Origin of the sequence: Streptomyces sp. cg36 (assembly GCF_041080675.1) — a bacterium.
Taxonomy (GTDB): domain Bacteria; phylum Actinomycetota; class Actinomycetes; order Streptomycetales; family Streptomycetaceae; genus Streptomyces.
In genome coordinates this window covers 5,941,441-5,965,590 of sequence record NZ_CP163520.1, presented here as the reverse complement: position 1 = coordinate 5,965,590, position 24,150 = coordinate 5,941,441, and the positions used below count along the sequence as shown (strand labels likewise).

Here is a 24,150-nt window from a genome sequence, read left to right as displayed (position 1 = left end):
GCCCATGTCCGTGCCTGTGTCCCAGCTCGCGCCGTCCCCGTCCCCGTCCCCGTCCGCGTCGGCACGGCACGCGTCCGCCCGCAGGCGGCTGGCCGTCGCCGCCGGGGCCGCGCTCCTGGTGCTCGGCACTGGGGCCTGCTCCGCGCTCGGCCGCTCGGCGGTCGGCACCTTCTCGTACTCCACGGCGGCGGAACGTATCGTCAAGATCAGCAGCCCGTCGGTGAAGGGCTGCCACCGCACGGCCCCGGCGGGGGCCACCGCCGTCCTCAACAACACCCTGGTCGATGTGCGCATGTACCGGACGCCCGACTGCTCCGGCAAGGACCCGAAGTACATCCCCAGCCGGCTCTCCGACAACATCGCGCCGAACACGCTGCCGTGGCGCAGCTACACCTTCGTGCACTGAGAGTCCGGGTACGCCTTGGGGCACCGGGTCCGCCCGCGCACCCCGGTCACAGCACCAGCCAGCCGTGGCCGCAGTACCAGTGTCCGCCCGCGAGCAGATGGCCCGCGACGGCCCGCTCCACCGCCGTCCGCTGGAGCAGCGTCTCCACGGGCAGGTCGGGGTCCCCGAAGACGAACGAGACGGCGGTCCTGTCCTCGGGCTCCGTCGCCCGGTACGCCGGGGTGAACCTGCGCTGGAAGCGCACGATGTTGGAGTCCGCGGGCAGGTACCGCGCCAGCTGCGCGTCCAGCAGCCAGGAGTCGCAGACGGCGATCTCATAGGGCTCGTCGGGATAGTGGCGCGCGAAGAAGTCCCTGGCCAGCGCGAACGACGCGTCGCACGCCTCCGCCGTCAACGGCCCCCGGAAGTCCGGGACGTGCACCTTGAGGCAGGGATCGCCGGGGCCGAACGGCAGCCCGGAATCGCGCACCGCCTCACCGCTGCGCCGCCCCAGCCGCGACCGCTGGAACTGGAGCCTTCCCAACTGGTAGAGCTCGCCCCGGAAGTGCCACCGCAGCCAGTACGGCGCCACCAGGCCGGCGTTCCCGTGCCGGCGGCGGTGGACGGCCAGATGGCGCCCGAGGTCGGCGAGCGTGCGGCGGGCGATGTCGGCGGGCACCTCCCGTCCCCGGTGGTACGCGCGCGTATGCGGAAGGCAGCCGAGCAGGACCAGGACGGGGAACAGCCGCCCGGCCTCCCCCAGCCCGTCCGGGACGGCCGGTGGTTCCTGCTGCGCCCCCACCACGCCGATGTCCCGCACCAGCGCGCCCACCGACCGCGCCAGGAGTGCGCGGGACTCGGGATCGCGGAGCAACCGCCGCGCCAGGCGCACCAGTTCGTTGACGTCCTCGTGCGGCACCGCCAGGTCGAGCAGCGCCTCGGGCAGCTCGTCCCCCCACGGCAACAGCGCGTCCTCGTCCACCATGCGCGTCACCCTATGCGCCGGGTCGCCGACAGACGGGGCAGCGGGCTGCGGCGCCGTGCGGAACAGCTTGATCAAGCCATCCGGTGGGTAATATTCCCCTGGAAGAGGCGATGGCCATGCGCACTGGCAGTGAACCCACGACCGCGCGCAGTCCGCTGCGGATGCGGTTCTGGCTGAGCGTGTGGGGGCTGGTCTGGGCCCTCGGCGGCACGGCGGGCTTCGCCCTGGAGGGCAGGCCGGGCTGGACGGCCGCCTGCGCCGCGCTCGCCCTGGTGGTCATGGTCGATCTCGCCATGATCGTCCACCACATCCATCAGGGGCCGCACTACCAGCCGGGCCGCGACGTGCCCCCGTACCAGCCGCCGCGGCGGCACTGAGCGCCCGCAGCCCCTGCGCGCGCGGGGCTCACGTTCCCCGCGAACTGATCCCGTACTCGATCGACCCGCAGCCCCTGCGCGCGGGGCTCACGCCTCGGTGTCGAACCTGGCCGCTTGCAGGTACTCGGGCTTGGGGTCCAGGGCCGCGGCGAGTCGGAAGTGGCGCAGCGCCTGATCGGGGCGGGCACCGCGCTCATAGGTGCGGGCGAGGGCGAAGTGCGCGAACGCGTTGTCCGGCTCGCGCTCCAGGACCAGCTGGAACTCCAGCTCCGCCGAACGCAGTTGGGCCGCCGCGAAGAACGCGCGGGCGCGCAGCAGACGGGCCGCGGTGTTCTCGGGGTGGGCGGCGATGACCGAGTCGAGCAGCTTGACCGCGCCCCTGGGGTCGCGGGCGGCCAGCAGCTGTTCCGCCGCACGGAAGTCGATGACGTGCGTCTCCGGAGTGCTTTCGGCCACGATCGAGTCCTTTCGCTCGCTGCGCGTTGACAACGCACTGCCCAGTTCGCCTATTCCGTACTCATCCTCCCGGCGACGGGGCCGCGCGAGCCTCACACGGTGGCGACCGCCAGCACCAGGCCCACCGCCAGTACGGCCGCCCCCGCAGCTACAAACGCACGGTCCAGGCCGGTGCGTTCCCGCCCGACCAGAATGACGTCGCGCGGATCGGCCGGGTTGTACGAGAGGTGGACGCGGGCTCCCGGAGTGAGCGGGTCTCGGCGGGTCGGGGGGACCGGGGACGGCAGCTCCAGGACGCGCCCGTCGGCCGTCTCGTACTGCAGGAGCGGGCGTCCGGATCCGGGCGGCGCCGGTTTGACCAGCGCCCAGGCGAGCCCGCCCGCCTCGGCGATCCGCCGGGTCTCCCGCAGCCCGTACGCACCGGCCAGCAGCGCCACCAGGCCGCCGAAGGCCGTGAAACCCGCCAGTACGAAGAGCACACCGGGATCGTAATCCCGCGAGGGTGGGCGGGGGTGAACTTTTCGGACGACTCATACGGTTCGCGTACGCGCGCGGGGGCGGGCGGGCGCGGGCCGCCTCGGGCTTCAGCTACGCGCGCGAGAGGGACACGAACCGCCCGGGACGGCCGGGGGCTGCCGCGACCACTTCGGCTACGCGCGCGTGAGCGGCAAGCGCGGCTCCGGGCTTCGGCTACGCGCGCGTGAGGGCCGCAGGCGCACGATCCGACCGGCCTTGCGGTACAGCGCTTCAGCTACGCGCGCGTGAGGGCCGCGCCCCCGCCGAACGCGCGGCCGGGGACTTCCCGCTTCCCCGGCGCCTCTCGCCTCAGCCCGCCGAAGCCCGTTCCACGAGTTCGCCCCAGACCTTTCTGACCTGCGGCTCCAGCGCCTCCAGCGGGCCGTCGTTGTCGATGACCAGATCCGCTACGGCCAGGCGCTGCTCACGGGTCGCCTGGGCGGCCATCCTGGCCTCCGCCTCGGTCCGCGCCATGCCGCGCAGCCGGACGAGCCGGTCCAACTGGGTGGCCGGGGCCGCGTCGACCACGATCACCAGGTCGTACAGGGGTGCCAGACCGTTCTCCGTCAGCAGGGGCACGTCGTGGATCACCACCGCGTCCGCGCCCGCCCGCCCTTCGAGCTCCGCCGAGCGGGCCCCGACCAGGGGGTGGACGATGCCGTTGAGGACCGCCAGCTTCCGCTGGTCGGCGAAGACGATCGCCCCCAGGGCCGGACGGTCCAGCGTGCCCTCGGGCGTGAGGATCTCGGGGCCGAACGCCTCGACCACCGCCGCAAGCCCCTCGGTGCCCGGCTCGACGACCTCGCGGGCGATCTTGTCGGCGTCGACCAGCACCGCCCCGTACGAGACGAGCATGCGCGACACTTCGCTCTTGCCGGCACCGATTCCGCCGGTCAGACCCACCTTCAGCATGGGCGGCAGCCTAGGGGATGCCGCCCGTGCCGACGGTCACAGGTCCCCTTCGCGCTCCGCGAGGAACCGCTCGAACTCGCGGCCCAGTTCGTCCGCCGACGGCAGGTCGGCCGGTTCGGCGACGAGGTTGCCGCGCGTCTCGGCGCCCGCGATCGCGTCGTACTGGTGCTCAAGGCCCTGCACCAGGGTGACGAGTTCCTCGTCGCCCTCGCCGATCTGGCGCTCGATCTCCGTCTGGGTGCGCTGGGCCTCCGTGCGCAATCCGTGGGCGACGCTCGGCAGCACCAGGCCGGTCGCGGCCGTGATCGCTTCGAGGGCGGTCAGCGCCGCGTCCGGGTAGGCGGAACGCGCCACATAGTGCGGGACGTGCGTGGCGACGCCGAGGACGTCGTGGCCCGACTCCATCAGCCGGTACTCGATCAACGACTCGGCGCTGCCGGGCACCTGCGCCTCGTCGAAGGGCGAGCGGTGACCCGGCATCAGGTCGGTGCGGTTGCCGTGCGGAGTGATGCCGACCGGGCGGGTGTGCGGGACGCCCATCGGAATGCCGTGGAAGTTGACCGAAAGCCGTACGCCGAGGCGCTCGACGATCTGCCGCACGGCGACGGCGAAACGCTCCCACTCGACGTCCGGCTCGGGGCCGGACATCAACAGGAAGGGGGCGCCCGTGGCGTCCTGCACCAGGCGCACCTCGATGGCGGGGGTCTCGAATTCCGTCCAGCGGTCCCGCTTGAAGGTCAGCAGCGGCCGACGCGCGCGGTAGTCGACCAGTCTGTCGTGGTCGAAGCGGGCCACCACCTGGTGGGGCAGGGTGTCCAGCAGCTTTCCGACGATCTGCTCGCCGGTCTCACCCGCGTCGATGTATCCGTCGAAGTGGTACAGCATGACCAGGCCGGCCGACTCCTGCGCGAGCGCCATGTCGACGACTGCGAGGCCCTTCGGCTCCCATTCGTACAAACCCTGCGGATCAAGCACGATTACCGCTCCTCCTCGTGTTCGTAGGGAAGAACGCGCGGCGCGACAGCGACATTCCCGCGTACGCGCGTTTCACATGGCGTTCTCACAAGAGGAGCTGTACGGCTGAAAACCGACGGTTCCGGACTCTCGACGACCGTGGCGCCGATCCGTTCGGGCTGCCCGGCGAGAGGTCGACGTGGTCCAGACCTTGACATGCCCATGGGCTCTCCCTACCGTCACCTGGCAGTGCGTTGTTCATAAACGCGCCTCAGATTCAGGTACGAGAACGGTTACTCGTTCCCTCGCTTCGGAGGCCCCCCCATGCGTAACCGCACCTTGCTCGTCTCCTTGCTGGCCACTGGACTGGCCGCTGGCGGTCTGGGCGTCCTCACCGCGCCCGCCGACGCGTCCGCCACCGTGATCGAGGTGTCCACGGCCGCCCAGTTGAAGTCCGCGCTCACCGCCGCGACACCCGGCGATACGATCCGGCTCGCCGACGGCACGTACACCGGCAACTTCAAGACGACGGCGCCCGGCACCGCGTCCGCGCGGATCACCCTCACCGGCTCCTCGAAAGCCGTACTCACGGCGAGCGGCGGCTACGGCCTCCACCTCAACGGGGCCTCGTACTGGACGGTTCAGGGCCTCACGATCACCGGCGGCCAGAAGGGGATCATGATGGACTCGGCGGTCGGGGTCGTCATCGACTCGGTGACCGTGCACGGCCTGTCCATGGAGGGCGTGCACTTCCGCAAGTCCAGCAAGAACGGCGTCATCAAGAACTCGCGCATCTACGACACCGGCCGGGACGGTTCGGGCATGGGCGAGGGCGTGTACGTCGGCACGGCGGGCGACCTCTCCGACAGGAGCGACCAGGTGCAGATCCTCGACAACACCATCGGGCCCGGCGTCGGCGGTGAGAACGTCGACGTGAAGGAGGGCACCACGGGCACCCGGATCGCCGGAAACCACTTCGACGGCAGCGGACTCACCAACGCCAATTACGACGACTCCTGGGTCGACGTGAAGGGCAACAAGGTGGTGGTCGAGGGCAATACGGGCGTCCACACCCTCAACAACGGCTACGAGACGCACACCCAGCAGTCCGGCTGGGGCTGCGGCACCGTCTTCCGCTCCAACCGGTCGGACCTGAGCGACTCCCCCGGCGCCCTGCGGCTCGCCGTCAACGTCACCAACTACAGCGCGAGCGGCTGCCCGACCACGGTCTACAGCAGCAATACGGTCGTCGGCGGAAAGGGCCTGACCAACATCGCGGTCACCCCGTAGGACGGCATCCCCCCACACACAACGATGTAAGGCCCGCCCCCCATTGGGGAGCGGGCCTTACATTCGGCTATCTACCAGCTGGGGTCAGAGCGTCAGCTCTGGCCGCCCGCCAGCTTCTCGCGCAGGGCAGCCAGGGCCTCGTCCGACGCCAGGGCGCCGGAGTTGTCGTCCGACTCCGAGGAGTACGAACCACCCGAGATACCGGCACCGGCGTTGCCACCGGCGGCCGGGGCGGCAGCACCCTCGGCAGCGGCGGCCTCGTCGGCCTCGCGGGACTTGATGACCTGAGCCTGGTGCTGCTCGAAGCGAGCCTGAGCCTCGGCGTACTGGCCCTCCCAGGCCTCACGCTGCGTCTCGTAGCCCTCGAGCCAGTCGTTGGTCTCGGGGTCGAAGCCCTCGGGGTAGATGTAGTTGCCCTGGTCGTCGTAGGACGCGGCCATGCCGTACAGGGTCGGGTCGAACTCGACCGACGCCGGGTCGGCACCGAAGGACTCGTTGGCCTGCTTCAGCGACAGCGAGATCCGGCGACGCTCGAGGTCGATGTCGATGACCTTGACGAAGATCTCGTCGTTGACCTGGACGACCTGCTCCGGGATCTCCACGTGGCGCTCGGCCAGCTCGGAGATGTGGACCAGGCCCTCGATGCCCTCGTCGACGCGCACGAACGCACCGAACGGAACGAGCTTGGTGACCTTACCCGGGACGACCTGACCGATCTGGTGCGTACGGGCGAACTGCTGCCACGGGTCCTCCTGCGTCGCCTTCAGCGACAGGGAGACACGCTCGCGGTCCATGTCGACGTCGAGGACCTCGACGGTGACTTCCTGGCCGACCTCGACAACCTCGGACGGGTGGTCGATGTGCTTCCAGGACAGCTCGGAGACGTGCACGAGACCGTCGACGCCACCCAGGTCCACGAAGGCACCGAAGTTGACGATCGAGGAAACGACGCCGGAGCGGACCTGACCCTTCTGGAGGGTGGTGAGGAACGTCTGACGGACCTCGGACTGGGTCTGCTCCAGCCAGGCACGGCGGGACAGGACCACGTTGTTGCGGTTCTTGTCCAGCTCGATGATCTTCGCCTCGAGCTCCTTGCCCACGTAGGGCTGGAGGTCGCGGACGCGGCGCATCTCGACGAGGGAGGCCGGCAGGAAGCCACGGAGGCCGATGTCGAGGATGAGACCACCCTTGACGACCTCGATGACGGTACCGGTGACGATGCCGTCCTCTTCCTTGATCTTCTCGATGGTGCCCCAGGCACGCTCGTACTGAGCGCGCTTCTTCGAGAGGATCAGGCGGCCTTCCTTGTCCTCCTTCTGGAGAACCAGGGCCTCGATCTCGTCGCCGACCTTGACGACCTCGTTCGGGTCGACGTCGTGCTTGATCGAGAGCTCGCGGCTCGGGATGACACCTTCGGTCTTGTAACCGATGTCGAGCAGGACCTCGTCCCGGTCGACCTTCACGATGACGCCGTCGACGATGTCGCCGTCGTTGAAGTACTTGATCGTCTCGTCGATCGCGGCGAGGAAGGCTTCCTCGTTACCGATGTCGTTGACCGCAACCTGCGGGGTGGTGGCGGTGGTCTCGGTGCTGCTCGTCATGTGGGAAAGGGCTCCGGTACGGACATGAAGTCGTAGGTACTGCTACGCCGAGAGCCCGAATCGCCTCTGCAGAAGCCGGACAGCCTAGGAAGCGCCCGTCCTGGCGAACCGGGGGCGCCTCGACAACCGAGGGGACATACAACAGTGGAAGCGCGCCTGCTAGGTCTGAGGTGCGCAGGCTCGCAGCGCAACTTGTAGCATACGGGGGCAGCCGGACACGGTCAATGCGCGAAGGCGCACACCCGGGGCGGATCCCCGCATTCCCGGCACAACTAAGGTTCTACGAGGCCACGTAGGCCCATGCCGGCCCCCGCAGAACAGTGCGGCACATCCGCGCCGACGCTCTGCGCAAACTACAACGACGGGCACGATGATCCAAGAGCACGAGGCCGAATACGAGCCCGAGGCGACTCGGCGTGACGCTGGCGACGCGGAGAGCAGCCGCGCGAGCCGTGGCTGGTGGGACCGGAACGCCGACGAGTACCAGACCGATCACGGCGCGTTCCTCGGGGACGACCGTTTCGTCTGGGGTCCGGAGGGGCTCGACGAGGCCGATGCGGCGCTCCTGGGTCCCGTCCAGTCCCTGAAGGGACTGGACGTACTGGAGATCGGCGCCGGAGCGGCCCAGTGCTCGCGCTGGCTGGCCGCCCAGGGCGCCCGCCCGGTGGCGCTCGACCTCTCGCACCGCCAGCTCCAGCACGCCCTGCGCATCGACGGCGGTGCCGTGCCGCTGGTGGAGGCGGACGCGGGGGCGCTGCCGTTCGCGGACGGCTCCTTCGACCTCGCCTGCTCGGCCTATGGCGCGGTCCCCTTCGTCGCGGAGCCGGTGCGGGTCTTCCGCGAGGTGCGGCGGGTGCTGCGCCCCGGGGGCCGCTGGGTCTTCAGCGTCACGCACCCCATCCGCTGGGCGTTCCCCGACGAGCCGGGCCCCGAGGGCCTGAGCGTGGCCGCCTCCTACTTCGACCGCACGCCGTACGTGGAGCAGGACGAAAGCGGCGAGGCGGTCTACGTGGAGCACCACCGGACGCTGGGCGACCGGGTGCGGGACGTGGTGGCCGGCGGCTTCCGGCTGGTCGACCTGGTCGAGCCGGAATGGCCCGCCTGGAACACCCAGGAGTGGGGCGGCTGGTCCCCGCTGCGGGGCAATCTGATCCCGGGCACGGCGATCTTCGTGTGCGAGCGGGACTAGCGGGACCGGGCGCGAGGGGAGTCCGCGCTTAGGCGGACCGAGCGCGCGGGGCCGGGAACGAGCGGACGGTCGGGCCGAGCCGGGCCGAGGTGGGCCCGGCCGGGCAGGGAAGCCCGGCATCCCGACCCAAGAAGCCCTGGAACCCGACCCGAAAAGTATGACAAGCACACAAACCAGCTGGTCTGTGGACAACCGGAAACGGACTCGGGTCGGGACGTACGAAACTGTGGGCGTGATCCGAACCGACGCGATCGAGCGTCTTCCCGTACGCCATGCCGTGCCCGAGCTGTTGAGCGCGCTCGACCAGCGCGGCACGGCGGTCCTGTCCGCGCCCCCGGGCACCGGCAAGACCACGCTGGTGCCCCTGGCGCTGGCCGGGCTGACCGGCGCCGGCCCCCGGCGCAAGGTGCTGGTGGCCGAGCCGCGGCGGATGGCCGTGCGGGCCGCCGCACGACGCATGGCCTGGCTGCTGGGCCAAGAGGTCGGGGACGCGGTCGGCTACTCCGTGCGCGGCGAGCGCCGGACGGGACCCGGCACGGTCGTCGAAGTGGTGACCACCGGTGTGCTGCTCCAGCGGCTCCAGCGCGACCCCGAGCTCGCGGGGGTGGACGTGGTGCTGCTCGACGAGTGCCACGAGCGCCATCTCGACGCGGACACCGCGATCGCCTTCCTCATAGACGTACGGGCCACCCTGCGCCCGGAGCTGCGGCTGATCGCGGCCTCGGCCACCAGCGACGCGGACGCCTGGTCCCAGCTCCTGACCGTGACCGACGGCTCGGGCCCTGCCCCGGTGATCCGGAGCGAGGGGCAGGGACACGGGGCGGCAATCCACTACGCCCCGCCGCCCGCGGGCATCCGCCCGGCCCATGGCACCTGGGTCGACCCCCAGCTCCTGCGCCACGTCGCCGCGACGGTCCGCCAGGCCCTGGCGGCGCACGAAGGGGACCTGCTGTGCTTCCTGCCCGGCACCGGCGAGATCGCCAGGACGGCCGGGATGCTGGACGGGGTGGACGCCGAGGTGCTGCAACTGCACGGGCGCGCTCCCGCGGCGGTGCAGGACGCGGTGCTGCGGGGCGGCACCGGGCGGCGCCGTGTGGTCCTCGCCACCTCGGTGGCGGAGTCGAGCCTGACCGTGCCGGGCGTCCGGATCGTGGTGGACTCGGGTCTCGCCCGCGAGCCGCGCGTCGACCACGCCCGGGGTCTGGGTTCGCTGGCCACCGTGTCGGTGTCGGACGCGGGAGCCACTCAGCGACTCGGCCGGGCGGGCCGGGAGGCGTTCGGCACGGTCTACCGCTGCTGGGCACCCGCCGACGACGCCCGCCGCCCGCGCTTCCCCTCCCCCGAGATCAAGATCGCCGATCTGGCCGCGTTCGCCCTGCGGGCCGCCTGCTGGGGGGATCCGACCGCCCGAGGGCTCGCCCTGCTCGACGCCCCGCCCGCCGGTGCGATGGCGGCGGCCCGGACCGTCCTCACCGCGATCGGTGCGGTGGACGAGGACGGGCGGGCCACCGGCCGGGGCGTGAGCATGGCCCGCCTCGGCGTGCACCCCCGCCTGGCCCGGGCCCTCCTGGACGGCGCGGCCGAGGTCGGCGCGCGACGGGCGGCCGAGGTGGTGGCGCTGCTGAGCGAGGAGCCGCCGAGGGAGTACGGGGACGACCTGGCTGCCGCGTGGCGCACGGCCCGGCGCGGTGACGACGGGTACGGGGCGAGATGGCGCCAGGAGGTGCGGCGGCTGACGTCGGCGATATCGACGGAGTCCGGCTCCCCCGGCTCCGCGTCACCCCGGGCCGGGGCGCCGACTGGGGCCGGAGCCGCCGCCGGCGCTTCCACGGGCGCCGGGGCTGGACCGGTTCCGGGAACAGGACCGGGAGCGGGCACAGGAACGGGAGCGGGCTGGGGAACAGGGGCGTCGACCGCCGCTGGATCCGGCGGGACCGGCGTTGGATCGGGCGGCGGGACCGGCGCGGGATCGTCCGACGACGCCGTGGCCGGGCTGGTGACCGCGCTGGCGTTCCCGGAGCGGGTCGCGCGGGCGCGGGGCGAGGGCTCGTTCCTGATGGTGTCCGGGACCCGGGCCGAGCTGGGGCAGGGGTCCGGGCTGCGCAGTGCGCGGTGGCTGGCGGTGGCCGTCGCGGACCGGCCGGTGCAGGCCGCCTCGGCGCGGGTGCGGCTCGCCGCCGTGGTGGACGAGGGCATCGCACGGATGGCGGCCGGGCCGCTGTGGGCCGAGGGCGAGGAGGTGTACTGGGAGAACGGGGACGTGGTCGCCCGGGAGGCGGAGCGGCTGGGTGCGGTGGAGCTGTCGATACGGCCACTGAAGCGGCCGGACCCGGAGCTGGTGCGACAGGCGCTGCTGGAAGGGCTGGAGCGTGAGGGCGTCGGGCTGCTGCGCTGGGCGCGCGATGCCGAGGGGCTGCGCGAACGGCTGGCGTTCCTGCACCGGACGCTGGGTGACCCCTGGCCGGACGTGGCGGACGCGGCGCTCCTGTCGCGGGCCGAGGAGTGGCTGGAGCCCGAGCTGTCCCGGGCGCGCCGCCGGTCCGATCTGGAACGGCTGGACGCGGGGCAGGCGCTGACGCGGCTGCTGCCGTGGGCGAGCGGGGAGGCGGCGCGCCTGGACGAGCTGGCGCCCGAGCGCATCGAGGTGCCGAGCGGCTCCCGGATCAGGGTGGAGTACGGGGGTGCGCAGCCCGTGCTCGCGGTGAAGCTCCAGGAGATGTTCGGGCTGGAAGGCACCCCGGAGGTTGCCGGGGTGCCCGTGCTCATACATCTGCTCTCCCCCGCGGGACGCCCGGCCGCGGTCACGGCCGACCTGGCGAACTTCTGGCGCGAGGGGTACCGGGCGGTCCGTGCCGAGCTGCGCGGGCGCTACCCCAAGCACCCGTGGCCGGAGGACCCGTCCAAGGCCGAGCCGACCCGCCACACCAACGCCCGCCTCAAGCGGTGACGGGCGGGGCCCGGCCCCCGTGCGATGCCCGCCCCCCAGCGCGACGCCCCGCGCGTCGCCCGCTCCTCACGCGATGACCGGCTCCGGTAGTGGCCGGGGTGTTGGGGTCGGGTCGGTGGGGCGGCGGTCTCGGGCCTCCAGCCAGAGGGAGAGGGTGAGCAGTGCGGTGGCCAGGCCGACGAATCCCCAGGGGAGATAGGAGGTGAGCAGCAGGATCAGGGTGCGGTTCTTCTTGACCAGGGCGACTGTGTGGTCGACGTAGTCCTCGCGCATCTTCACGTGGCCGGAGAAGACGGTGATCCTGTCCTTGCCGAACAGGGCGCTGGCGTTGCGGAGTTCCTCCTGGTGGATCTCTTCGCCGTTGACCGGGCCGCCGGTGACGGGGTCGACCCAGAACATCCGCTTGGTGCTGTACCAGCGGGTCATGCCGGTCTGCTTGACGACCTCGGGGGTGACGCCGAGCGGCATCGCCTTGGGGAAGTCGACCTGGGTCCAGGGGATGGTCTGCTCGAAGTAGTAGACCTTGAGGCCGTGGAAGGTGGTGGTGCCTTTGTAGTGGATGGGGGCGGAGGTGCGGGTCTGGGCGTCGAAGTACTGGTAGTCCCGCTTCTCGGTCAGGAACGGCCACTTGAACTCGATGCCTTCGCGCCGGACGGGGTCGCCGTCGACCATCTCGCCGGTGGCGTGGACGGGGGCCTGGCTGTGGGCGTCGAAGATGTACCGCTCGGGGATGCGGGAGACGAACTGGCCCTTGTCGTCCATGACGTAGCTGAGGGCGTCCCAGACGACGACGTCCTTGCCCGCGGTCTTCTCGATCTTCCGGGACTCCTCGACGTTGCCCTTGAGGGTCTGGACGATGGTCACTTTGGGGACGGTGACGGACTTGAAGTGCTGGTAGTCGACGAGGGTGGCGTTCTTGGCCTCCAGGACCGTCTCCTGGTACTGGCTGGGCGGGATCTTGGCGAGCCGGGGGAAGGCGTACCAGCGCAGCAGTGGGGAGAGGGCCGCGAAGAACACGGCCAGGGCGAGCAGGATCAGGCTGGCTTTGCGTCGCATGCGGCCGGCTCTCCTTCTCCTTCCGGGGACCGCCCGGGACTACTTGGCGGGCGGTATGGCTCCGGGGGCGGTGGGGACGGTGGTGAGCAGGGGGTGGGGCGAGGTGGTGCCCTCGGGGCCGCCGATCGCGGAGATGGTCAGGACGAGGGCGAGGGCGGCGGCGAGCCCGATGGCGGCGGCGATGAGGGCGCGCATGCTCGGCCTCCCAAGAAGCTGATGGGTCGTCAGGATTGGGCACGGTAGCAACGCGGAGGTGAGATGAGAACACGCGGAACCGCCCCCGCTGCCGGTGTGGCGACGGGGGCGGTCCTGGGAGGGTGGCGGCGGCTGCCGCGGCCGGGTGGGGTCAGGCCACCTTGAGCTGGATGTCGAGGGTGGCGCCGCCCGGGGTGGTGAGGCGCAGGACGAAGGTGCCGGTCTGGCCGTCCGCGTAGATCTTGGGCAGCCGGAGGACACCGTCCGCGTCGGTCTTCAGGTCCTTCAGGGTCCGGATCGGGTTGCCCTTGTCGTCCTTGAAGTAGGGGCCCTTGTCGTTGACCTTGGGGTCCGCCGCGGCGGCGCCGGGGGCGGCCTTCTCCGGGGTGACGATCATCGCGGCGCTCACGCCGATGCCGGGGACGACGGCTCCCTTGCGGGTGGCCTTGACCTCGACGTAGTTGGCGAACTCGGCGCCGGGGGCGGCCGTCAGTTCCTTGCTGTCGGTGCGCGCGAGCGTGTCCGCCTGACGGGCCTCGACGGTCGCGGTCCACTTGAGCTCCGGCAGCGCGGTGCCGACGACGGTCGCCCGGAGCGTGAAGGTGCCGGTCTGCTCGCCGGCCCGGAGGGCGGGCGCGGTGGCCCGGCCGTCGGCGCCGGTGGTGACGGTGACCTCGGTGGCGCCGCCCGGGAACTTGGCGTCGGTGGACCCGGCGATCTGGAAGCGCACGGTGGCCTTGGCCATCGGGCGGCCCAGCTGGTCCTTGACCCGTACCTTGGCCTGCTCGCCGAAGGCGGAGCCCGCCGTGGCGGTCAGGGACTCGGTGCCCGCGTCCTCGAAGGTGCGCGCCTGCGTCGGCGGGAGCGGCTTGGGCGAGCCCGAGTCGCCCGGGGTGGGCTTCGAGGGCTCCGGGTGCGTCGGCTTCGGGCCGGGCTTGGACGGCTTGGGTGTCGGGCTCGGGGTGTGCGTCGACGGCGTGGGCGACGGGGTCGGCGTCGGGCCGGTGCCGGTTCCCGTGCCGGACGGCCTGCGGCCGGGGAGGTCGCTGCGGTTGCCGGGGAGCACGCCCGTGCCGTTGGGGATCTCGTGCGAGCCGCGCTTGTAGAACTCGAACCACGACAGGACGGTGCTCAGGTATTCCTGGGAGTGGTTGTAGCTGAGGATCGCCTGGTCCAGTTTGGCCTGGACGGAGAGGTCACGGTTGCCGCAGAGGTAGTAACCGGTGGCGAGCGAGGCGTCGTAGATGTTGTTGGGGTCCTTGACGCCGTCGCCGTTGCCGTCGCGGCCGGAGGTCGCCCAGGTGGAGGGGATGAACTGCATGGGGCCGACGGCGCGGTCGTGGACCGAGTCGCCGTCGTAGAGGCCGTGGTCGGTGTCGGAGATGTTGGCGAAGCCGACGCCGTTGAGGACCGGGCCGAGGATCGGGGAGAGCGTGGTGCCGTTGGCGTCGACCCGGCCGCCGTTGGCCTGGCCCGACTCGACCTTGCCGATGGCGGCGAGCATCTGCCAGGTCAGATGGCAGGCCGCCTTGTCACGGGCGAGCGCGGCCTCGGCCTTCTTGTAGGCGTCGAGGACGGTCGCGGGTATGCCCTCGGCGTCGGCGCCGAGGGCGGGCGGGTTGGTGCTCGGGGTGCCGCCCGGCGGGTTCGGGGAGACGAGGGGCGGAAGGTCCGTGTAGTACGGCGAGTTGCCGCTGGCCGGGGCGCCGGGGGGCGGGGTCGGGGCGCCGGACGCGGCGGGATCGCCGGTCGAGTTGTTCGCGAGGACGCCCGGTCCCTGGGACGCGGAGAGTGCCGCCACCGCCGCGGCGGCCACCGCGGTCGTGGTCGCTCCCCTGCGCAGCCGTCGGCCGATCTGCGGTGCCATACGTGAGCCCCTCCCCGTGGTCAGCAGTGCGCGCTCCCCAGCGCTAGGACTCAGGAGACCCTACGACACCCAAGGGGTTCCGCGACACCGGCCCTTGACCTTTATTCACCATTTCACCGCTTCATCACCCGGGCGTTGACCGGATATGGCGGAGAATCGGTTCCCAGTACCCGGCTCTCTGTAATAGGCGCGGGCCCGTGTCCCCGTCATGAGCGCGGGCCCGCGTCCTCGAGGGAACGCGGGCCCGCCCGCCGGGTGCGGCGCCCGGCGGGCGGGCCGGCCCGGCGCCGCCGGGCCGTGGATCAGTGCGCGGCGGACTCCCAGTCCGTGCCCGCGCCCACCGACACGTCCAGCGGGGCGCGCAGCTCCACCGCCGCGGACATCTCCGCGCGGACCAGGGCCTCGACGCGCTCGCGCTCGCCCGGTGCGACCTCCAGGACGATTTCGTCGTGGACCTGGAGGAGCAGCCGCGATTCCAGTGCGGCCTCGGTCAGTGCCCGGTCGACCTTGAGCATGGCGACCTTGACGATGTCGGCGGCCGTGCCCTGGATCGGGGCGTTGAGCGCCATCCGCTCGGCCATCTCGCGGCGCTGGCGGTTGTCGCTGTTGAGGTCGGGCAGATAGCGGCGGCGGCCGAGCATCGTCTCCGTGTATCCGGTGGCCCTGGCCTCCTCCACCACGCGCTGGAGGTAGTCCCGGACCCCGCCGAACCGCTCGAAGAAGGTGTCCATCAGACCGCGCGCCTCGGCGGCCTCGATGTTCAGCTGCTGGGAGAGGCCGAAGGCGGAGAGGCCGTACGCCAGTCCGTACGACATCGCCTTGATCTTGCGGCGCATCTCCGGGTCGACCTCGGTCTTGGCGACGCCGAAGACCTGGGAGGCGACCGTGGTGTGCAGGTCCTCGCCCGAGGCGAACGCCTCGATCAGGCCCGCGTCCTCGGAGAGGTGGGCCATCACGCGCAGTTCGATCTGGCTGTAGTCGGCGGTCAGCAGCGACTCGAAGCCCTCCCCGACGACGAAGCCGCGGCGGATCGCGCGGCCCTCGTCCGTACGCACCGGGATGTTCTGGAGGTTCGGGTCGGTCGAGGAGAGGCGGCCGGTGGCGGCGACCGTCTGGTTGAACGTGGTGTGGATGCGGCCGTCGGCCGCCACCGTCTTGATCAGGCCCTCGACGGTGACCCGCAGCTTCGCCTGCTCGCGGTGGCGCAGCATGATGACCGGCAGCTCGTGCTCGGTCTGGGCGGCGAGCCAGGCCAGCGCGTCCGCGTCCGTGGTGTAGCCGGTCTTGGTCTTCTTGGTCTTGGGCAGGGCGAGCTCGCCGAAGAGGACTTCCTGGAGCTGCTTGGGCGAGCCCAGGTTGAACTCGTGGCCCACCGAGGCGTGCGCCTCCTTCACCGCCTGCTGTACCGCGCCCGCGAACTGCTGCTCCATCGCCTCCAGGTGGGGGCGGTCGGCGGCGATGCCGTACCGCTCCATGCGGGCGAGCAGGATCGAGGTGGGGAGCTCCACGTCGTGCAGCAGGTCGGTGGCGCCGACCTCCTTGAGGCGCTCGGTGAAGGCGTCGCCCAGGTCGAGGACCGCGCGGGCCTGGGTCATCAGGGCCTCGGCCTCGGCCTGGTCGTCGGCGCCGAAGGCGAGCTGGCCGTCGGCGGCACCCGCCGGGGCGAGCTCGCGGCCCAGGTACTCCACGGACAGCGCGTCCAGGGCGAAGGAGCGGCGGCCGGGCTTGACCAGGTACGCGGCGAGGGCCGTGTCCATGGTGACGCCCGCGACGCTCCAGCCGTGCTCGGGGAAGACCCGCATCGCGGCCTTGGCGTTGTGCAGGACCTTCGGCCTTGCGGCGTCCGCGATCCAGGCGGCGAAGGCGCGCTCGTCGGCCTCGTCGAGCTGGGCCGGGTCGAACCAGGCGGCCGGGCCGTCGGCGGCGGCCAGCGCGATCTCGCCGACGCTGCCGGTGCCCAGCGCCCAGGCGTCGACCGTGGCGAGGCCGAGGGGGCCCGTGCCGTGCCGCTCCAGCCAGGGGGCGAGCTCGCCGGCGCCCAGCACCGAGCCGTCCAGTTCGACGCCCGCCGCCGGGGCCGGGGCCTCCGTCTCCTCCGCGCCCGGGTCGACGGCCAGCAGCCGCTCGCGCAGTGAGGCGTTGCGGATCTCCAGCACGTCCAGGACGCCGAGGACGGCCTGGCGGTCGTAGGGGGCGCGGGCCAGGTCGGCCGGACCCTTGGGGAGCTCCACGTCGCGCACCATCTCGGTGAGGCGGCGGTTGAGGCTGACGGACTCCAGGTGGTCCCTGAAGTTCTGCCCGGCCTTGCCCTTGACCTCGTCGGCGCGCGCGACCAGCTCGGCGAAGGAGCCGAACTGGTTGATCCACTTGGCCGCGGTCTTCTCGCCGACGCCCGGGATGCCCGGCAGGTTGTCGGACGGGTCGCCGCGCAGGGCCGCGAAGTCGGGGTACTGCTGCGGGGTCAGGCCGTACTTCTCCTCGACCTTCTCCGGGGTGAAGCGGGTCAGCTCGGAGACGCCCTTGGTCGGGTAGAGCACGGTGACGTGCTCGGAGACCAGCTGGAAGGAGTCGCGGTCGCCCGTGACGATCAGGACCTCGAAGCCCGCCTGCTCGGCCTGGGTGGCCAGGGTGGCGATGATGTCGTCGGCCTCGAACCCGTCGGTCGCGAAGCGGTCCGCGTTCATCGCGTCCAGGAGCTCGCCGATCAGCTCGACCTGCCCCTTGAACTCGTCGGGGGTCTTGGAGCGGTTCGCCTTGTACTCCGGGAACTCCTCCGAGCGCCAGGTCTTGCGGGAGACGTCGAACGCCACCGCGAAGTGCGTGGGTGCCTCGTCACGCAGGGTGTTCGCCAGCATCGACGCGAAGCCGTACACGGCGTTGGTCGGCTGCCCCGCTCCGGTCGTGAAGTTCTCCGCGGGCAGCGCGAAGAACGCCCGGTACGCCAGGGAGTGCCCGTCCATGAGGAGCAGGCGCGGTCGGTTGTCTGGGGTCTTCTTCGATGCTGTCTCAGCCACGTCCCCGATCCTGCCACGCCCCACTGACAATCCCCGCCAGTGCCGACCCGGGACCGCGCCGGGACGGGTGTCGGTGGTCCGTGACAGGATCGCAGTCGTACGCATCGCTCACGTCGCTCGAAGGGGAGCGCCATGGCCACCAAGCCGCCCGCTGGGGATCCGGTTCAGGACGCGCCGCAGGTCGCGCCGCCCAAGCACGCCGCCGCCGGGCTCCCCGCGATCGGGTACACGGCGCTGGTGGCCCAGCAGCAGATGGGCGCGGTCCGGGCGACGCGGACGCTGCTGAAGGTCAACCAGAAGGACGGGTTCGACTGTCCGGGCTGTGCCTGGCCCGAGGGCGACAAGCGCCATGTGGCGGAGTTCTGTGAGAACGGGGCGAAGGCGGTCGCCGAGGAGGCGACCCTGCGCCGGGTGACGCCCGACTTCTTCGCCGCGCACCCGCTGTCCGACCTCGCGGGGCGCAGTGGGTACTGGCTGGGCCAGCAGGGCCGGATCACCCAGCCGATGTACCTGCCCGAGGGCGCCGACCGGTACGAGGCGGTGACCTGGGAGCGGGCCTTCGAGATCATCGCGGCTGAGCTGCGGGCGCTGGACTCGCCCGACGAGGCGCTCTTCTACACCTCGGGGCGCACCAGCAACGAGGCGGCGTTCCTGCTCCAGCTCTTCGCGCGCGAGTTCGGCACCAACAATCTGCCGGACTGCTCCAACATGTGCCACGAGTCGTCGGGCTCGGCGCTGACGGAGACGATCGGCATCGGCAAGGGCAGTGTCTCCCTGGAGGACCTGCACCAGGCCGACCTGATCATCGTGGCCGGGCAGAACCCGGGGACCAATCACCCCCGGATGCTCTCGGCGCTGGAGGAGGCCAAGCGGGCGGGCGCGAAGATCATTTCGGTGAACCCGCTGCCCGAGGCGGGCATGGAGCGCTTCAAGAACCCGCAGACCGCCAAGGGCCTGGCGCTCGGCGGCCAGAAGCTGAACGATCTGTTCCTGCAGATCCGCATCGGCGGCGACCAGGCCCTCTTCCGCCTTCTGAACAAGCTGATCGTGGAGACCGAGGGGGCCGTGGACGAGCTGTTCGTCCGCGAACACACCCATGGGTACGAGGAGTTCGCGGCTGCCGCCCGCGCCGCCGACTGGGACGAGACGCTCGCCGCGACCGGCCTCACGCGCGCGGAGATCGAGCGGGCGCTGTCGATGGCGCTCGCCTCGCGGCGCACCATCGTCTGCTGGGCGATGGGCCTGACCCAGCACAAGCACTCGGTGGCGACCATCCGGGAAGTGGTCAACTTCCTGCTGCTGCGCGGCAACATCGGGCGCGCGGGCGCGGGCGTCTGCCCGGTGCGCGGCCATTCGAACGTGCAGGGCGACCGCACCATGGGCATCTTCGAGCGGCCCGCGCCCGCGTTCCTGGACGCGCTGGAGAAGGAGTTCGGCTTCGCGCCGCCGCGCCACCACGGGTACGACGTGGTGCGCTCGATCGAGGCACTGCGGGACGGCAGGGCCAAGGTGTTCTTCGCCATGGGCGGCAACTTCGTGGGCGCCACCCCCGACACCGAGGTCACCGAGGCGGCGATGCGGCGCGCGGCCCTCACCGTCCATGTGTCGACCAAGCTGAACCGCTCGCACGCGGTGACCGGCAGGTGCGCGCTGATCCTGCCGACGCTGGGGCGCACCGACAAGGACGTGCAGCACAGCGGCAGGCAGTTCGTGACCGTCGAGGACTCGATGGGCCTGGTCCACTCCTCGCGCGGCAACCTCAAGCCCGCGAGCCCGCACCTGCTCTCCGAGCCCGCGATCGTCGCGCGCCTCGCGCGCGCCACGCTGGGCGCCTCCTCCACGGTGGAGTGGGAGGAGTTCGAGAAGGACTACGCGGCGATCCGCGACCGCATCGCGCGCGTGGTGCCGGGCTTCGAGGACTTCAACGCGCGCGTGGCCAAACCGGGCGGGTTCCGGCTGCCGCACGGCCCGCGCGACGAGCGCCGCTTCACCACCAAGACCGGCAAGGCGAACTTCACGGCCGCCCCCGTGGAGTACCCGAAGGTGCCCGAGGGCCGGCTGCTGCTGCAGACCCTGCGCTCGCACGACCAGTACAACACCACGATCTACGGTCTGGACGACCGCTACCGGGGCATCAGGGGCGGGCGCCGGGTCGTTCTGGTGAACGCGGCGGACGCGCGCGAGCTGGGCTTCGCGGACGGGGCCTACGCGGACCTGGTCAGCGAGTGGAAGGACGGCGTGGAGCGCCGGGCGCCCGGCTTCCGGGTGGTGCACTACCCGACGCCCCGGGGCTGCGCCGCCGCGTACTACCCGGAGACGAACGTACTGGTCCCGCTGGACTCCACGGCGGACACCAGCAACACCCCTGCCAGCAAGTCCGTGATCGTCCGTCTGGAACAATCGGCGACCGTCTAAGCGTTCGCTCAGAGGGGTCACCGCATCGGCCGCACCGCGCCGGGCGCGGAGGACCGGCCGCTCGGACGCAGACGCCACAAGGAACCGGACCACGATCGGAGTCCCGCGCATGGGTGAGCAGAGCAAGGTGAAGTTCCCGCAGGAGGTCCTCGACGAGTACGCGGCGCTGGGCATCGACCTGCCCGCGCTGTTCTCGGCGGGGCACCTCGGCACCCGGATGGGCGTCGAGATCCTGGAGGCGTCGGCGGACCGCGTGGTCGGCACGATGCCGGTCGAGGGCAACACCCAGCCGTACGGACTGCTGCACGGCGGGGCCTCGGCGGTGCTGGCCGAGACGCTCGGCTCGGTCGGTTCGATGCTGCACGGCGGCATCTCCAAGATCGCGGTGGGCGTGGACCTGAACTGCACGCACCACCGGGGCGTGCGCAGCGGGCTGGTCACCGGCGTGGCCACCCCGGTGCACCGGGGCCGCTCCACGGCCACGTACGAGATCGTGATCACCGACGAGCAGGACAAGCGCGTCTGCACGGCCCGGCTGACCTGTCTGCTGCGTGACGCGGAGGCCCCCAAGGCATGACGTCCGGCCCCGGCCCGCGGGGCTGACGCACCGCACCGGCACCCGGACCCGGACCGGCGCGGGCACCGGCCCCGGGCCGCACCGGCACCCGGGCCGATCCGACGGCGGCACAGCACCGGACCCGGCCCGAACAGGACCGGCACCCCGCTCCGGCACCCGGGTCCGGCGGGGGTGCAACCTCCTTGACCCGCACGGTAGTTGTGTCACCGATCGTGACGCCCTACCGTTCCCTCCATGGTGTGCCCAGCGGGAACCGGACACCGTGCCGCGATGCGGCACGGGCGGCTCCGGTTCGTCGCCCCGGCGGTGATCGCCGTCCTCGCGCTCGCCGGGTGCTCCGGGGGCGGGAGCGGCGCCGCCCGGGCCGCCGCCGTCCCGGCCCCCCGCGCGTCGACGCCCGAGGAAGACTGCCGCCGGCTGATCGACTACTGGGCCCGCGCGATGATCCAGGGCAACCGCTGGTCGGGCCTGGACTGGGAGCAGAAGGGCTTCTCGATCGACCAGCACGCCCTCCACGAGCGGATCGTCGCCGCCGCCCGCGCCGAGCAGCGCGCCCGGGGAACGGAGGCCGCGCTTCAGCTGATTGACCGTCAGTCCCGCGAGGAGTGCGAGCGACTGCGCGGCGCGATGGGAGGGGGCCGACACTAACCTTCCGGCCACTCCCATTCGTAACGCTCCGTAACAAGCGTGAAGTGCACAAACAGGACCCGAGGGCTCCGGCGGCCAGCCTCAAGATCGTTCCGGAAAACGCATCCCCACACGTCACCGCAGGTGGGGAGATCAACTTCGCGGCGGCGGGTGTCAGTAGCAAGATCGGCCCAAGCCCCTTAGCGGAACTGGGAATTCTCAGTATGTGGTCATACCAGGGGCGCACCAATGACCCCATCTGTCCACAGAGTTCCCACACGGCCGTCCGCTCGGCATAACAAGAAAGTCACATCCTGACCTTCCCTGGTCCCCGACTCAGCCACCTACGCCTAGAGTCACGGCCAGTCACCGCGCCGCCGGGCGCGTCTGCTGCACGGCACCTGTACCACCCCAGTACGGCCCGGCGAGACACACGGCGCCTCAGTGGAGGCGTCGCGCCAGGGAGAGGACATATCGTGCGACACCGTTCCTTGCTCATTCTCACCACCGTGCTCACCACGGGGGCTCTCACCCTCACCGCGTGCGGTTCGCGCGACAAGAAGGACGACAACGGCGGCGGCAAGACGACGACCGTGGTCATCGGTGTGGACGCGCCCCTGACCGGCCAGAACTCCGCCACCGGCCTCGGCATCCAGTACGGCGTGCAGATCGCCGTGGACGACGCCAACGCCAAGAACCTGGTCCCGGGCGTGAAGTTCGAGGTCAAGGCGCTCGACGACAAGGCGCTCCCGCCGACCGGCCAGCAGAACGCCACCGCGCTCGTCGCCAACAAGGACGTCCTCGGCGTGGTCGGCCCGCTGAACTCCGGCGTGGCCCAGACGATGCAGCAGGTCTTCGCGACCGCCAACCTCGTCGAGATCTCCCCCTCGAACACCAACCCCACCCTGACCCAGGGCAAGGACTGGGCGGCGGGCAACAAGACCCGCCCGTTCAAGACGTACTTCCGCACCGCCACCACCGACGCCATCCAGGGCGGCTTCGCGGCGGACTACGCGTTCAACACGCTGAAGAAGAAGAACGTCTTCGTCGTCGACGACAAGCAGACCTACGGCGCCGGTCTCGCCTCCCTCTTCAAGCAGGGCTTCACCAAGGCGGGCGGCAAGGTCGCCGGCGAGGACCACGTCAACGTGGGCGACAAGGACTTCGCCGCCCTCGTCACCAAGATCAAGAACTCGGGTGCGGACCTCGTCTACTACGGCGGTCAGTACGACGAGGCGCAGATCGTCACCAAGCAGCTCAAGGACTCCGGCGCCAAGATCCCGCTCTTCGGCGGCGACGGAATCTACAGCGACACCTTCATCACCACCGCCGGAAAGGCGGCCGAGGGCGACCTCGCCACCTCGGTCGGCGTGCCGGTCGACACCCTGGACAAGGCCAAGGACTTCATCCAGAAGTACAAGGACAAGAAGTACCCGGGTGACTACGGCACCTACGGCGGCTACTCCTACGACGCCGCCACCGCCATCATCAAGGCCGTCGGCAACGTGGTGAAGGACGGCAAGGTCCCGGCCGACGCCCGCCAGCAGATCGTCGCCGAGGTCCAGAAGGCCAACTTCGAGGGCATCGCCGGCAACGTCTCGTTCGACGAGTTCGGTGACACCACCAACAAGCAGCTGACCGTCTACCAGGTCACCAACGGGAAGTGGAAGGCCGTCAAGAGCGGCACGTACAACGCCGGCTGATCCGCAGGCGCGTACCACCCGCACCACGAACGACTTCTCCACCGCACCACCGCACGACACCTGGGCCGCGCGGCCACGACCACCCGTCCGACCGCGCGGCCCGACGTCTACTTCCTGCACGCTCCCCATCCCATGGAGGCCTTGCGGTGCACACTCTGCCGCAGAACCTGGCCAACGGGCTGCTCCTCGGCTCGATGTACGGGCTGATCGCCATCGGCTACACGATGGTGTACGGCATCGTCCAGCTCATCAACTTCGCGCACGGCGAGATCTTCATGACCGGCGCCTTCGGCGGCCTCACGGTCTATCTCTATGTGCTCCCCGACGGCATATCCATGTGGATAGCCCTCCCCCTGATGCTCATCGGCGGCGCGATCGTCTCCGTGCTCATCGCGCTGGGAGCGGAACGGTTCGCCTACCGACCACTGCGCGGCGCGCCACGCCTCGCGCCACTGATCACCGCGATCGGACTCTCGCTCGCGCTCCAGCAGGCGGTCTTCAACTGGTACCCGAAGGCCAAGAGCGACGAGAACTTCCCGCAGATCCCCGGCGGCCCCTTCCACATCGGGTCGGTCACCTTCGGCACCGGTGACATCTTCCTGATCACGGCGGCGCCGCTCTGCATGGCCGCGCTCGCCCTCTTCGTCCGCTCCTCCCGCACCGGCCGCGCCATGCAGGCCACCGCGCAGGACCCGGACACCGCCCAGCTGATGGGCATCGACACCAACCGCATCATCATGATCGCCTTCGCCATCGGCGGTCTGTTCGCCGCGGTCGCGGGCATCGCCTGGGGCCTCAAGTACGGCTCCATCAAGTACGAGATGGGCTTCCAGGCCGGTCTCAAGGCGTTCACCGCCGCCGTCCTCGGCGGCATCGGCAACATCTACGGCGCGATGATCGGCGGCGTGGTCCTCGGCCTCGCCGAGACCATGGCCAGCGCCTACATCGCCAACGTCCCCGGGATGCAGCAGCTCGGCGGCTCCGGCTGGGCCAACGTCTGGGCCTTCGTCCTCCTCATCCTCGTCCTCCTCTTCAGGCCACAGGGCCTGGTGGGCGAACGCGTCGCGGACAGGGCGTGATCGAC

At 71.2% G+C, this 24,150-nt stretch carries 20 protein-coding genes; 10 read left to right on the top strand and 10 right to left on the bottom strand.

The genetic code is table 11. From position 1 onward, the window contains the following. The first annotated feature begins 4 nt into the window (after positions 1–4). Complete coding sequence (locus AB5J87_RS26370; protein WP_369379871.1) at positions 5–406, top strand: hypothetical protein; 402 nt, start codon at positions 5–7, stop codon at positions 404–406. A 46-nt stretch (positions 407–452) separates the two neighbouring features. On the opposite strand, the gene AB5J87_RS26365 is transcribed toward AB5J87_RS26370, so the two are convergent. Next, complete coding sequence (locus AB5J87_RS26365; RefSeq protein WP_369379870.1) at positions 453–1,370, bottom strand: acyltransferase domain-containing protein; 918 nt, start codon at positions 1,368–1,370, stop codon at positions 453–455. 116 nt (positions 1,371–1,486) lie between these two features. Here AB5J87_RS26365 and AB5J87_RS26360 point away from each other — a divergent pair, with 116 nt between their 5' ends. Beyond that, positions 1,487–1,747 carry a DUF6343 family protein gene (locus AB5J87_RS26360; protein ID WP_369379869.1) on the top strand — a complete coding sequence of 87 codons (261 nt, stop codon included), beginning with the start codon at positions 1,487–1,489 and terminating at the stop codon, positions 1,745–1,747. 87 nt (positions 1,748–1,834) lie between these two features. Here the strand turns inward: AB5J87_RS26360 and AB5J87_RS26355 are convergent, their stop codons facing one another. The 4 genes from AB5J87_RS26355 to AB5J87_RS26340 all read right to left on the bottom strand — a co-directional run bounded on the left by AB5J87_RS26355 (position 1,835) and on the right by AB5J87_RS26340 (position 4,606). Beyond that, the gene (locus AB5J87_RS26355; RefSeq protein ID WP_369379867.1) at positions 1,835–2,203 is read right to left on the bottom strand and encodes a tetratricopeptide repeat protein; all 369 of its coding nucleotides are present in this window, start codon (positions 2,201–2,203) and stop codon (positions 1,835–1,837) included. Between the two features lie 92 nt (positions 2,204–2,295). Beyond that, positions 2,296–2,682 (bottom strand): DUF3592 domain-containing protein, encoded by a 387-nt coding sequence (locus AB5J87_RS26350; protein ID WP_369379865.1) that lies wholly within the window; start codon positions 2,680–2,682, stop codon positions 2,296–2,298. 346 nt (positions 2,683–3,028) lie between these two features. After that, on the bottom strand, positions 3,029–3,631 hold the full coding sequence (gene coaE, locus AB5J87_RS26345; protein WP_369379863.1) for a dephospho-CoA kinase: 603 nt from the start codon (positions 3,629–3,631) through the stop codon (positions 3,029–3,031). Between the two features lie 36 nt (positions 3,632–3,667). Beyond that, entirely contained in the window at positions 3,668–4,606 is a 939-nt protein-coding gene (locus AB5J87_RS26340) for a PAC2 family protein (protein WP_369379862.1), read from the bottom strand. Positions 4,607–4,909: 303 nt separating this feature from the next. On the opposite strand from AB5J87_RS26340, the gene AB5J87_RS26335 reads away from it, so the two are divergent. Next, a complete protein-coding gene (locus tag AB5J87_RS26335; RefSeq protein ID WP_369379860.1) occupies positions 4,910–5,875 on the top strand; it encodes a right-handed parallel beta-helix repeat-containing protein in 966 nt (321 codons plus the stop codon). Positions 5,876–5,967: 92 nt separating this feature from the next. On the opposite strand, the gene rpsA is transcribed toward AB5J87_RS26335, so the two are convergent. Continuing rightward, entirely contained in the window at positions 5,968–7,476 is a 1,509-nt protein-coding gene (rpsA, locus tag AB5J87_RS26330) for a 30S ribosomal protein S1 (protein ID WP_369379858.1), read from the bottom strand. Between the two features lie 370 nt (positions 7,477–7,846). Between rpsA and AB5J87_RS26325 the strand changes: the two genes are divergently transcribed. Together AB5J87_RS26325 and AB5J87_RS26320 are read left to right on the top strand one after the other, a co-directional pair. Then, positions 7,847–8,665: a class I SAM-dependent methyltransferase gene (locus tag AB5J87_RS26325; RefSeq protein ID WP_369379857.1), complete on the top strand. Its 819-nt coding sequence runs from the start codon at positions 7,847–7,849 to the stop codon at positions 8,663–8,665. A 232-nt stretch (positions 8,666–8,897) separates the two neighbouring features. Then, the gene (locus tag AB5J87_RS26320; RefSeq protein WP_369379855.1) at positions 8,898–11,612 is read left to right on the top strand and encodes an ATP-dependent RNA helicase; all 2,715 of its coding nucleotides are present in this window, start codon (positions 8,898–8,900) and stop codon (positions 11,610–11,612) included. Between the two features lie 66 nt (positions 11,613–11,678). On the opposite strand, the gene AB5J87_RS26315 is transcribed toward AB5J87_RS26320, so the two are convergent. The 4 genes from AB5J87_RS26315 to polA all read right to left on the bottom strand — a co-directional run bounded on the left by AB5J87_RS26315 (position 11,679) and on the right by polA (position 17,744). Further along, on the bottom strand, positions 11,679–12,668 hold the full coding sequence (locus tag AB5J87_RS26315; protein WP_369379853.1) for a DUF3068 domain-containing protein: 990 nt from the start codon (positions 12,666–12,668) through the stop codon (positions 11,679–11,681). 39 nt (positions 12,669–12,707) lie between these two features. Then, positions 12,708–12,863, bottom strand: a complete 156-nt coding sequence (locus AB5J87_RS26310) for an SPW_0924 family protein (RefSeq protein ID WP_369379852.1) — start codon at positions 12,861–12,863, stop codon at positions 12,708–12,710. 151 nt (positions 12,864–13,014) lie between these two features. After that, a complete protein-coding gene (locus AB5J87_RS26305; RefSeq protein WP_369379850.1) occupies positions 13,015–14,730 on the bottom strand; it encodes a lytic transglycosylase in 1,716 nt (571 codons plus the stop codon). A 302-nt stretch (positions 14,731–15,032) separates the two neighbouring features. Continuing rightward, positions 15,033–17,744, bottom strand: coding sequence for a DNA polymerase I (polA, locus tag AB5J87_RS26300; protein ID WP_369379849.1), 2,712 nt, complete (start codon positions 17,742–17,744; stop codon positions 15,033–15,035). Between the two features lie 132 nt (positions 17,745–17,876). Between polA and AB5J87_RS26295 the strand changes: the two genes are divergently transcribed. The 5 genes from AB5J87_RS26295 to AB5J87_RS26275 all read left to right on the top strand — a co-directional run bounded on the left by AB5J87_RS26295 (position 17,877) and on the right by AB5J87_RS26275 (position 24,145). Next, positions 17,877–20,159 carry an FdhF/YdeP family oxidoreductase gene (locus tag AB5J87_RS26295; RefSeq protein WP_369379848.1) on the top strand — a complete coding sequence of 761 codons (2,283 nt, stop codon included), beginning with the start codon at positions 17,877–17,879 and terminating at the stop codon, positions 20,157–20,159. Positions 20,160–20,268: 109 nt separating this feature from the next. Continuing rightward, positions 20,269–20,736, top strand: coding sequence for a PaaI family thioesterase (locus tag AB5J87_RS26290; protein WP_369379845.1), 468 nt, complete (start codon positions 20,269–20,271; stop codon positions 20,734–20,736). A gap of 270 nt (positions 20,737–21,006) precedes the next feature. Beyond that, on the top strand, positions 21,007–21,384 hold the full coding sequence (locus AB5J87_RS26285) for a hypothetical protein (RefSeq protein ID WP_369379843.1): 378 nt from the start codon (positions 21,007–21,009) through the stop codon (positions 21,382–21,384). Between the two features lie 470 nt (positions 21,385–21,854). Further along, complete coding sequence (locus tag AB5J87_RS26280; protein WP_369379841.1) at positions 21,855–23,066, top strand: branched-chain amino acid ABC transporter substrate-binding protein; 1,212 nt, start codon at positions 21,855–21,857, stop codon at positions 23,064–23,066. Between the two features lie 146 nt (positions 23,067–23,212). After that, positions 23,213–24,145: a branched-chain amino acid ABC transporter permease gene (locus tag AB5J87_RS26275; protein WP_369379840.1), complete on the top strand. Its 933-nt coding sequence runs from the start codon at positions 23,213–23,215 to the stop codon at positions 24,143–24,145. Positions 24,146–24,150 lie beyond the last annotated feature (5 nt).